The organism is Paenarthrobacter sp. (genome assembly GCF_031180005.1).
Lineage (GTDB): Bacteria > Actinomycetota > Actinomycetes > Actinomycetales > Micrococcaceae > Arthrobacter.
Map to the genome: position 1 here is coordinate 166,030 of NZ_JAPSHI010000005.1, position 8,510 is coordinate 174,539.

Sequence of the window (8,510 nt, forward strand, 5' to 3'; positions counted from 1 at the left end):
CGAAAGCTGCTAGTTCAGCTGGAAGGCGACCTTGGGGCTCGACTTGTTCCCGAGGCGCGCTTCAAACGTGTAGTAAGCGCCGCCAGCCCCCGGCGTAGCAGTGATCGCGGCGCAGCCTTCAAGCGTGCGGTTGCGTTGCCAGGGGAAGTTTGCGGTCTCGCTCTTGCCGGGTTGGATGGTCCTGATGAGGTCTTCGCCGCCCGTCTGGCAGTCCTTTGACGAGAAGATGCGGTCCGAGCCACTCATCAGGAGATACTCCATTTGGGAGGTGCCTACGTTGACTTCGCACGGGGCGGTGCCGCCGTTGGTGATGGTCATGGTCAGCAGCGGCTTTTCGTCCGGGCCGTAGGCAGGCTTGTCAGTCTTGGCGGCGACCGTCATCAGGTTGAAGTCGCACACAGGTGTGGGCGACGGCGACGCCGCAGCTGTTCCCGTCGGCGTACTCCCCTGCGTGGGTGCCGTTGATGCTTCCGGCGTGCTGACAGCCTGGGGTTCCGGGTTTCCTGCCAGCGCCCCCGTGAGGGCCACGACGCCACCGACGATGAGGGCAATCACCAGCAGCAGGGCACCAAAAACCACCTGCCGACGACGGCGGTACACGGCAGGGCTCGGCCGTCGCCTGTTCGCCGAGGTACTTTTGCCCGGTGTGCCGGCGCGGGATGAGCCACGGGCAGCACCCTTCGCCGGCGCTGATGTGCGCGCGGTCGACTGCTGCTTACCCTTGTTGGCCATGGTTCTAGGCTAGGCTCGCGGCCGCGTGGGCACCTAACCTCCACGCCGCAGGGGCCCAATCCCGGCCTGTGTGACGTCGGCCATGAGCGCTGCCAAGAGTGGTGCCCGCAGGTATCCACTACAGTGGAATCCAGCATGACACTTCCCGATTCAGGCCAGCTGGCAGGCCTCCACCAAGCCCTTGATCAGTGGTTCGCCGAGACGGCCCGCGACCTTCCGTGGCGCGAGCCCGATTGCAGCCCGTGGGGCATCCTGGTCAGCGAAGTGATGCTCCAACAGACTCCCGTTGTCCGGGTGCTCCCGGTGTGGCTGGACTGGATGGAACGCTGGCCCACACCTGCCCACCTTGCCGACGAACCGTCGGGCGCAGCAGTCCGCCATTGGGGTCGCCTCGGCTACCCGCGCCGGGCCCTGCGACTGCACGCTGCCGCCGTCGCAATGCGGGAGCAGCACGACGGCCAGGTGCCGGACAATTACACCGAACTTCTGGAGCTACCGGGCGTCGGCAATTACACAGCAGCCGCCGTCGCAGCTTTCGCTTTCGGCCGCCGCGAAACCGTGGTGGACACCAATATCCGGCGCGTCCACGCGCGGCTTATCTCCGGAACTGCCCTACCCGCTACGGCCTTGACCGCCGGGGAGATGCGGCTGGCCGACGCCCTCCTGCCCGGTGACCGGGAGTTGTCCGTGCGCTGGAACGCGTCCGTCATGGAACTCGGTGCAATGGTCTGTACCGCCCGCAGCCCCAAATGTAGTGACTGTCCTGTTCGCTCCAGTTGCGCCTGGCTCGTGGCCGGTGAGCCGCCGCCGTCGTACACCCCGAAGGGCCAGTCCTGGCACGGCACGGACCGCCAAGTACGCGGCGCCGTGATGGCCGTCCTCCGTGAAGCTGCCACGCCAGTCCCGCGGGTGATGTTTGAGCAAGCGCCGGCGGACTTGGGGTTCGCGCCTTCCGGCGTCGGCGTCCCGCTCGCTGCACTGCATCGGCTTAACTCGGCGCCCGAGCAGCTGGAGCGGGCACTTGAGGGTCTCTTGATGGACGGTTTGGCAGAAATGCACGACGGCGGTCTGCGGCTTCCAGCGTAGGTGCGGCAGGCCTTACTCTGAAGCATGGGCAGAATCGGCGTGGCTTTAACCCTTGTAGGGACCGCAGCTCTTCTTCCTGGATGCCTCGCCGAGCCGGTGGGCTGCCCGGCGATCGGGCACGTGGCGGGCGTTTCCGTGACCGTCGCTGCCAACTACGCAGACGACGTTGCTTCGCTTCGGTTGAAAGCGTGTCAGGATGGCATCTGCACTGAGAAGGACGTCCTGTTGAACCCCGGGGCGACCGCCGTGGACCAAGGCTGCACTCCGGACGGCGTGTGCTCGGCAACGTCGTCGCCGGACGGAACCCTTCAGGGTTTTCTCGAACTTCCGGCGCTTTCCGAGACTCCCCTTGAGGCGAGCGTGACAGGCACTTCCCAGGCTGGTATCGCGTTGCCGGCGCGCGCCGTGACCCTTACGCCCAAGGGCGAGTACCCCTACGGCGAACAGTGTGGACGAGTGATTTCCGCGGGCGTGATGCTGGACCGTGAGGGGTTGCAGCAGCGGTAGGGCGTAGCTAGCACCATAGGATGGGAGCGTGCCTGACCATGATTTCCATCCGGACGTAACCGAGGCACTGCGGGTCCTCAGCCAGTCCTCCGGATTCCCTGCAACACCGGTACCCGAGGCAGAAAATCATGAGTACGGCGCCGCCGTCGCCAGCCTCGGGCAGGAACAGATCCGGTTCCGGGTGGGAAAACTGACCCCCGCGAAGGTGGGCTTGTTTGTTGCCGCTTGGCGACGCGCCGAGGACGGGTCCACTGAGCCTTTCCCTGCCGAAGACGGCGCGGATTTGCTGGTGATAACAGTCCGGGAAGGGCCTAGGGCAGGTTACTTCGCTTTCCCGAAATCGGCGCTGGTCAAGCACGGGATTATGTCTGTGAACGGCACCGGCGGAAAGCGTGGCTTCCGGGTGTATCCGCCCTGGTCCGGGGTCAGCAACCGGCAGGCCGCCCGGACCCAGCAGTGGCAGTGCGGGTTCTTTAGGGATCACGTTCCAGACTGATCACCCCGACCTGATCAACAAGGGGTTCACTGACCGCCGGCTAAACGGCACTCTTGTCTTATGAGAATCGCGTCCGGGCAATTTAGTGCGGGGACCGATCCCCAGCGCAATCTCGAAGAGGTCAGGCAGTTGATGACCGCGGCCGCCCGGGGTGATGCCGAGCTTCTGGTACTTCCTGAGTCCAGCCTCTACGCCAGCAACGAGCCCGCATCTATCCTGGCCAGCGTCGCCCAGCCCTTGGACGGCCCGTTTATCAGTGGTGTGGCAGCATCAGCCAAGGATCTTCGGTTGCCGGTGGTTGTGGGAACCACCGAGGCAAATCCTGACGGTCTGCCATTCAACACGCTCGTGGCCATTGACGGGGCCGGCGTCGTGCAGGCTACGTACCGGAAGGTGCATTTGTATGATGCTTTCGGATACACGGAAAGCTCCGGAATCTCCCCTGGCGTGATCGCCAACCCGGAGTTGCTGAATATCGCCGGCCTGCACTTCGGAATGCTCACGTGCTACGACCTCAGGTTTCCCGAAAGTTCCCGGTTACTGGTGGATGCCGGCGCTGACGTCCTGCTTTTGCCAGCCATGTGGATCGTGGGCCCGGGCAAGGAAGATCACTGGAGCACGCTGGTCCGCGCACGCGCCATTGAGAACACTGCGTACGTGGTCACCGCTAACCAGACAGGCCCCCTTGCTACCGGCTACTCCATCGGGGTGGACCCTTTCGGGGTCGTCATGGCCAATGCCGGCGAATCACCGGGCGTCATCTATTGCGACTTGACTGCCGAGCGAATAGCGGAGGTTCGTGGGCGGGTTCCGTCGCTGCTCAACCGCCGCTTCAGGGTGGTCCCGAGGGAGCCTTGAGAACCCGGCCGGGCGTGATCGGACTGACATGTGATTTTGACAGCAACGAAACATTCGGCCGCGTCTCGCGTCCTAGAATTTAAGGGAAGATTTGCCCCGGAAGGACCCCATGGAAACCACAGACACCGCAATGAAACCCGTCATCGGGCTCACCACCTACCTTGAACAGGCAGGCACTGACGGTTGTGGCACGGTAAATGCGGCGTTCCTTCCGGAAACCTACCTGGCCCCCGTTACGGCGGCGGGGGGTGTACCGATCCTGCTGCCGCCACAACCAGTCACAGCAGGGGTTATCGAGCTTCTCATCAGCCGCTTGGACGGGCTGGTCATTCCGGGGGGCTGGGATGTTGATCCTGGTTTGTATGGTCAGGAACGCCATGAAAAGACTGATGAGCCGCGTCCGGAACGGGACGCCTGGGAGCAGGCTCTTATCCGTGAAGCCATTCGGCAGGATATCCCCTTGTTGTGCATCTGCAGGGGTGAGCAGCTGTTGAACGTAACCCTGGGAGGCACCCTGCATCAGCACCTCCCGGAGGTGGTTGGTAACGGCAGGTATCAGCTGGGCGGCTACCAGTTCAACCTGATTCCCGTCATGGTTCGCCCGGAGTCCACCTTGGCGAGGCTGACCGGTTTGGGCCTGGACGCCGTCCCGGTATCGCACCACCAAGCGGTGGACATGCTCGGCGAGGGACTCGTGGCTTCAGCATGGAGCGAGGACCAGATTGTAGAGGCCATTGAATATCCGGCAAACACCTTCACGGTAGGCGTTCAGTGGCACCCTGAGGAGCTTCCGGAAGAATTCGGCCTGTTCCGTGGCTTCATTGAAGCAGCACGCGGAAAGTACCTCTCACGCTTGGTCCCGGTGACATCCTCTTCCGCCACGGCTGACCTGAATGAGGCACTGGAAGGAACACCGTCCCTGACGTCGGAAGACCTGCCCACACTTTGATGGAAAGCATTGCATCCTTGTAATTCCCCTTGCCCTCGATAAGTAAGCATGCTTACTATTGGGGTTAGTTCAGAGGTTAAGCAGTTAGCCCACAGCTCTGCCAAGGAATGACGATGTGCGGAATTGCAGGCGAAATAGCTTTCAGCGGTAGACGGGCGTCCAGGGATTCAGTCCTGGACATGATGGGGGCCATGACCTCCCGGGGGCCGGACGGACGGGGCACTTGGGACGCGGGTTGGGTGGCGATGGGCCACCAGCGCCTCAGCATCATCGACCTCTCCCCAGCAGGTACGCAGCCCATGGTGGATGATGGCAATGTGGCCATCACGTTCAATGGCTGCATCTACAACTTCAAGGAACTGCGCCGGGAACTGGAGCCGGAGTTCGCCTTCCGGTCAACATCAGACACCGAGGTGATTCTGAAGGCGTACCAAAAGTGGGGCCACGACTTTGTTCACCACCTTACGGGCATGTTTGCGATCGCCATTGCCGATACCCGACGCAATGAGGTGCTGCTGGTTCGCGACCGGCTGGGTATCAAGCCCCTCTATGTTGCCCCTCTCCCGGGGCGGCTGCGGTTCTCCTCGACTTTGCCGGCCATCCTTGCTTCCGGCGGGATAGACACGTCGCTGGACGAGGTCGCCCTTCACCACTACCTCAGTTGGCACTCGATCGTCCCCGCCCCGCGGACCATCCTGAATGGCGTCGCCAAAGTTCCCGCCGCCACTATCCGGACCGTCAGGCCGGACGGCACGTGGCGGGACCGGGAGTACTGGAAGCCCGAATACACGCGGAAGGAACAGCACGCCAACTGGTCCGCCGAGGATTGGCAGGATGCCATTGCCGAGGCTCTTCGAACAGCAGTACGACGCCGGATGGTTGCCGATGTGCCAGTAGGTGTCCTTTTGTCGGGAGGACTCGATTCAAGCCTCCTGGTGGCTTTACTCGCCGAGCAGGGCCAGCACGGGCTGTCCACCTTCAGTATTGGATTTGATGGAGCCGGCGGTGATTCCGGAAACGAGTTCGAATACTCCGACCGGATTGCGGAGACTTTCGGGAGCAACCACGAGCGGCTCCACGTCAACACTGCTGACTTCGCTCCCGCCATTCCCACCGCCATCGCGGCAATGTCGGAACCGATGGCCAGCCATGACGTGACGGCCTTCCACCTGTTGTCCGAAGCCGTGTCCCGACACCTCAAGGTGGTTCAATGTGGCCAAGGAGCTGATGAGGTGTTCGCTGGTTACAGATACCACCAACCCCTGGCTTCCGTGACTCGGGATGAGGCACTGAATACTTTCACCGCGGCGTTCGTAGACCACGGCAACCAGGAACTAGCCGAAATGGTGGAACCCGAATGGTGGGCTGGCAAAGATGCCAGCCGGGACGTCCTGGCGACCCACTTGGCGGCCCCGGGTGCCGACACGGCATTGGATGCCGTCCTGCGATTGGACACCCATTTGTTGATGGTGGATGATCCCGTGAAACGGCTGGACAACATGTCCATGGCATGGAGCATTGAGGCCCGTGTTCCATTCCTGGACCAGGATTTGGTGGAGCTGGCCGCCGCTTGCCCGCCCGAGCTAAAGGCTTCCCAAGGCGGCAAGGGCATCCTTAAGGACCTGGGGCGCCGGCTCCTGCCCCATGAGGTAGTGGACCGGCCCAAAGGGTACTTTCCGGTACCTGCATTAAGGCATTTGGAGGAACCGTTCATCACCATGGTGGGCGACGCCCTTCACGCCCCCGAGGCAAAACAACGCGGCCTTTTCCGCTCTGACTTCATCGAAGGCCTGCTGGCTAATCCCAACGAACGTCGAACACCGGTGAACAGCAACGTCCTTTGGCAGGTGGCACTCCTGGAAATGTGGCTCCAAAGCCATGGTGTGGGCTGATGCCGGAATCACACCACCACTGAAAGGAACGACCATGACCACCACTGACAGGCCACTCGCCTTGGTCACAGGTGCTTCAAGCGGCATCGGATTCGAATTGGCAAGGCAGTTCCTCAGCAACGGATTCGACACCGTTATCGTGGCGGAAAACGACAAGATCCACACGGCCGCAGAGGAACTGAAAGGCCTCGGCGGGGAGGTGTACGCGGAACAGATTGACCTCACTGACAAGCAAGGCATGAATCGCTTGCACACTGCAGTCACAGCCTTGGGCCGGCCGCTGGAAGCAGTCGCCATTAACGCCGGCATCGGAGTGGGCGGACCCTTCGTGGAAACTGACCTCTCAGCAGAACTCAAGACGATCGACTTGAACGTCACCTCTACGGTGGTCATCGCCAAATGGGTCGCGTCGGACATGGTTCAACGCAACAAGGGGAAAATCCTGTTCACCTCCTCGGTCATTTCCCGTGCACCGGCACCCTTTCAAGCCATTTACGGCGCATCCAAAGCCTTTGTGCAGTCCTTCGGGCAAGCACTGCGCAATGAACTGAAGGACACAGGGGTCACTGTCACCACCCTTCTGCCTGGACCAACGGAGACGGACTTCTTTGAACGGGCCGATCTCTTGGACACAAAGGTGGGCGCGGACGAGAAAGACGATCCGGCGCTGGTCGCGGAACAGGGATTCAAGGCCCTGATGGACGGTGACGGAAAGGTGCTGGGCGGCTCCCTCAAGTCCCGCACCATGGGCCTGGGCAGCAACGTCGTGCCCGACGCCGCGGGAGCCGAATACAACCGCAAACTCAGCGAGCCAGGATCCGGAAAAGACAAGTAAGAACCAGAACAGAAGGAGTGGCTATGTCCAACCCCAATGAAGAACAGAACACCGCCGGCGAAGCCGTCGACGACGTCATCGTTCCACAGGACGACGCCTTGCCGAATCCCGTCCGTTCCGGCCACGGCAAGATGCCTCAGGACATCGACGACGACGTTTACGAGAAAGCCGCGGAGCAGGAACGCGTCGCCGCAGGCCTTGCTGATTACGCTCCCAGCGACGCCCCGGATGCCACGGAGCCCCTGCCTTCGGAGGCCTCCGAAGAAGCGGACCTGGCACAGCGCGGACTATGAACACCTCAGACGACGACTCTGAAGAGGGCCGCTGACGGATCCTTATCCAGACGCCCCGGCCTTCACGGCCCCTCGCCGAACGACTTCCGGTAGCCACTTGGCGTGAAGCCAAGGTACTTCCGGAAGTCGTTCGTCAGGTGCGCATGGTCGGCGTAGCCAAGTTCGACGGCGATCGCGGCAAGGTCCGCTGTTGGGTCGGACCTGGTACGCTCAGCCGCATCCTGCAATCTTCGACGCCGAATTAGCGCGGAGGGACTCAGCCCGACGTACTTTCCGGCAATTCTCTGCAGGGTTCTCGGAGACACGGCGAGACGGGATGCCACGTCCTCGATCAGGAGCACGTGGGGCTCGGAAGCAATCAGATCCATCATCCGGTTCGCGAGCAAGGCCTCCTCGGATGCTTCACACTCAAGGGAAACCAGCCACGCAACAAAGGCTTCCACCGCCCCCTCCCGGCGAGCGCCGCCGTCGTGCGTGTCACCAAGCGACGGGGTCATGGCTGCCGACACGGCTCCATGAAGGTCTGCCAGCGCTAATGCCACTTCCTGATCGCGGAGGGCTCCCGGCCTGTCGGTGAACAGTGGCACCGCTGCCGGGCGGAGAAGAGCGCCCACCGCCCAACCTTTGCCGGTCAGGTCGCGATAGGCCGCCCGGGTAGTGGGACCGGAGAATTCTACAACTTCGCCTTGCACCACCAGATTGGACGTGGGGTAGGCGATCACGTGCTGCCGGGATGACCGGCCGGGCTCGATGTCCCACTCCGGAATCCAGAACCATTGCACCAGGTCAGCAACGGACGCCGGGGCCGGGATGCGGTGAAAGGTGGGCAGTCTTGCCGGATACAGGATGCCCTTGAACGAAC

Annotated in this window: 10 protein-coding genes; 8 read left to right on the plus strand and 2 right to left on the minus strand. The window is 62.4% G+C overall.

Features of this window, described 5'->3' with window-relative positions; translation table 11 throughout:
- Nucleotides 1-9: 9 nt before the first annotated feature.
- Entirely contained in the window at nt 10-732 is a 723-nt protein-coding gene (locus RIF72_RS06135; protein WP_309073963.1) for a hypothetical protein, read from the minus strand.
- 135 nt (nt 733-867) lie between these two features.
- Between RIF72_RS06135 and RIF72_RS06140 the strand changes: the two genes are divergently transcribed.
- The 8 genes from RIF72_RS06140 to RIF72_RS06175 all read left to right on the plus strand — a co-directional run bounded on the left by RIF72_RS06140 (nt 868) and on the right by RIF72_RS06175 (nt 7,648).
- A complete protein-coding gene (locus RIF72_RS06140; protein WP_309073964.1) occupies nt 868-1,818 on the plus strand; it encodes an A/G-specific adenine glycosylase in 951 nt (316 codons plus the stop codon).
- 24 nt (nt 1,819-1,842) lie between these two features.
- Nucleotides 1,843-2,325, plus strand: coding sequence for a hypothetical protein (locus tag RIF72_RS06145; protein ID WP_309073965.1), 483 nt, complete (start codon nt 1,843-1,845; stop codon nt 2,323-2,325).
- A 28-nt stretch (nt 2,326-2,353) separates the two neighbouring features.
- Nucleotides 2,354-2,821: a MepB family protein gene (locus tag RIF72_RS06150; RefSeq protein ID WP_309073966.1), complete on the plus strand. Its 468-nt coding sequence runs from the start codon at nt 2,354-2,356 to the stop codon at nt 2,819-2,821.
- Between the two features lie 60 nt (nt 2,822-2,881).
- Entirely contained in the window at nt 2,882-3,679 is a 798-nt protein-coding gene (locus tag RIF72_RS06155) for a carbon-nitrogen hydrolase family protein (protein WP_309073967.1), read from the plus strand.
- Between the two features lie 109 nt (nt 3,680-3,788).
- Nucleotides 3,789-4,628: a gamma-glutamyl-gamma-aminobutyrate hydrolase family protein gene (locus RIF72_RS06160; protein ID WP_309073968.1), complete on the plus strand. Its 840-nt coding sequence runs from the start codon at nt 3,789-3,791 to the stop codon at nt 4,626-4,628.
- Nucleotides 4,629-4,741: 113 nt separating this feature from the next.
- A complete protein-coding gene (locus RIF72_RS06165) occupies nt 4,742-6,520 on the plus strand; it encodes an N-acetylglutaminylglutamine amidotransferase (RefSeq protein WP_309073969.1) in 1,779 nt (592 codons plus the stop codon).
- A gap of 34 nt (nt 6,521-6,554) precedes the next feature.
- Nucleotides 6,555-7,355, plus strand: coding sequence for an SDR family NAD(P)-dependent oxidoreductase (locus RIF72_RS06170; RefSeq protein ID WP_309073970.1), 801 nt, complete (start codon nt 6,555-6,557; stop codon nt 7,353-7,355).
- Between the two features lie 23 nt (nt 7,356-7,378).
- Complete coding sequence (locus tag RIF72_RS06175; protein WP_309073971.1) at nt 7,379-7,648, plus strand: hypothetical protein; 270 nt, start codon at nt 7,379-7,381, stop codon at nt 7,646-7,648.
- Nucleotides 7,649-7,710: 62 nt separating this feature from the next.
- Here RIF72_RS06175 and RIF72_RS06180 read toward each other — a convergent pair.
- The coding region (locus RIF72_RS06180; RefSeq protein ID WP_309073972.1) for a helix-turn-helix domain-containing protein at nt 7,711-8,510 on the minus strand (800 nt) is incomplete at its 5' end.